The organism is Plasticicumulans sp. (assembly GCF_035331805.1).
In the GTDB taxonomy this organism is placed as follows: Bacteria; Pseudomonadota; Gammaproteobacteria; order Competibacterales; family Competibacteraceae; genus Plasticicumulans.
In genome coordinates this window covers 1-2,330 of record NZ_DAOLKE010000465.1, presented here as the reverse complement: position 1 = coordinate 2,330, position 2,330 = coordinate 1, and the positions used below count along the sequence as shown (strand labels likewise).

The window sequence follows — 2,330 nt, the reverse complement described above, 5'->3', positions numbered from 1 at the left end:
CCGGCGCCGGCGAGCCAGATGCCGCGCTGCCCGCGGCGCGTGCCGGTGAGCATCAGCACGACTGCCGCCGTCGCCCAGACCAGCGCCAGCGCGGTCTGCACGAGGCGCGAATCCCACAGCGCCGCGTTTGACCACGGCACGCCGGCGAGGTGATGACAGGCGCGCAGCACGGCGAGGTTCAGTGTCGCGAAGCCGAGCGCCGCCAGCACGGTGCGCACGACCGGCAGCTGCGCCGGCGGCACGAACCACGGCCGGCTGCAGGCGCGCGCGAGCACCAGCAGCGCGAGGATCGAGGCCAGTTCGACCGGGTTCAGCAGCGGCACGAACGGCAGCGGCGCCGGCAGCGCCGTCGCGTGCAGACCGGCGACCGGGAACCACGCGAGCAGCAGCAGCGCCACCGGTGCGCCGGCGAGCCGGCGACCGGCCGTGCCGTACGCGGCAAGCGGCCACGCCGGGCGCTCGCCATCGAGCAGCAGCACCAGCGTCGCCGCGATCAGCACGCCGTTGGCGGCGCGCGTCCACACGAACGCGAGATGCATGACATCGCTGATCAGCCACGCTACCTCCTGCAGCGCCAGCGCCAGCAGCAGCCAGACGGCGGCCGCGTAGCGCCAGCGCCGGCCGCGATCACCGGCATCGGCCGCGGAGGATTCGACGCGCAGCAGCCCGAACTGCACCGCGAACGCCGCCAGCCAGCCGGCGGCGCCGAGGCCGGCGAGCGGGTGGTCGCGGTGCAGGAAGTCGTGCATGGCCAGCGGCGCGAGCAGCAGCGGCAGCCCGTACAGCGGCACGCGCAGCCAGCCGAGCGCCAGCCGCCGCCAGGCGAGGAAGGCGAGCGCGCTGCTCGCGGCAAGGAACAGCAGCCAGACGCCGCTCGCGGCATCGACCGCCAGCGTCGACATCGCCGTCTCGCGCAGGCACCACAGCAGCCACCAGAACGCCCCCCAGCCGGCGAGCACGGTTTCGAGCCGCAGCGGCTGCGGCGCCGGGCGCAGGCGCCCGAGGGCGGCGGCGGCGAACAGCGCCGCGAGCGCGAGCAGCGGCGTGTCGAGCGCGTCGGCGCGCAGGAACGGCCGCGACACCGGCATATCGGGCAGGTGCGCGTCCAGCCACAGCGCCCCGGCGGCGAACAGCAGCAGCGCGCCGAAGCCGGTCAGCCCGCGCCGGTCCTGCCGGGCGCCGACCCAGACCAGCCCGGCACCTTCGAGCGCCCACAGCGGGCTCGACGTGCCGGCCTCGAAGTACAGCGGCACGGCGAGCGTCGCCGACACCAGCGCGATCGCCGCCTGACATTCGCCGAGCAGCACGAGCGCCGGCCGCTGCCGGCAGAAGCGCCAGAGCGCCGCATACCAGGCCGCGCAGCCGAGTGCGCTCAGCGCCAGTCCGTGTTCGACGCCTTCGAGCAGCGCCGCCTGCAGCGCCAGCGTCAGCACCGGCACGCCGAACACCAGCCCGGCGTCGAGCGGGCGCTTCGGGTCCGGCGGCAGCCGGTGCGCGGCCAGCACCGGCAGCAGCGAGAACAGCCCGAAGAACGCGAGCAGGAAGGGCTCGGTGCTCGCCAGCAGCTCCGGCCGGTAGCGCAGCCCGCCCCACAGCGTGCCGATCACGTAGGTGCAGACGAAGCCGAGCACGGCCAGCCGCCGCCACGGCTCGCGCAGCAGCAGCGCCAGGATGCCGAGATCGAGCACGAGGTAGTAGCCGAACAGCGCGACGTGATCGTTGCTGCCGGTCGAGACCAGCACCGGCGCGAGAAAGCCGCCGAGCACCGCGAACAGCCCGAGCACCTCGGCGGCCTGCGCGACCGCGAGCGCGACGCCGGCTGCCGTGCACGCGAACAGCAGCGCGAAACCGGCGAGCGGCGGGATCAGCCCGTAGAACTGCATCGCGCCGTACAGCACCAGATAGACCAGGCCGAGGCCGCCGCCCTGCAGGCTCAGCGCGTAACCGCGCCGGCGCTCGCGCAGCCGCCAGCCGAGCGCGACGCCGGCGATGCCGGTCGCCGCCAGGGCTGCGAGGCGCAGCTCGATCGACAGCTGCGAATGCTCGGCGACGTAGCGCACCAGAAAGGCTGCGCCGAAGAACAGCACGACGATGCCGGTACGCACCAGCGCGTTGCCACCGGCGAGCCAGTCCTGCAGCCGCGAGCGCAGCGAAGCCCCGGCCGCACCGGACTGCGGGGTGTCCCAGCCGGGCGGGATCGCGGCCTGCGGAAAGCCGGGCTGCCAGCCATCGGGGGGCGGCGGCGCTGCCTGCGCGACAGCCGCGGGCTCGACGGCTGCGCGGGTCCAGACGGTTTCGCGGGCCGGGACGGCGGCGGGGCGTGCTGCTTC

The 2,330-nt window shown here is 75.2% G+C and carries 1 protein-coding gene; it reads right to left on the bottom strand.

All coding sequences use genetic code 11. The features are described from left to right. The coding region (locus PKE44_RS18435) for a DUF2339 domain-containing protein (RefSeq protein ID WP_324554158.1) at positions 1-2,330 on the bottom strand (2,330 nt) is incomplete at both ends.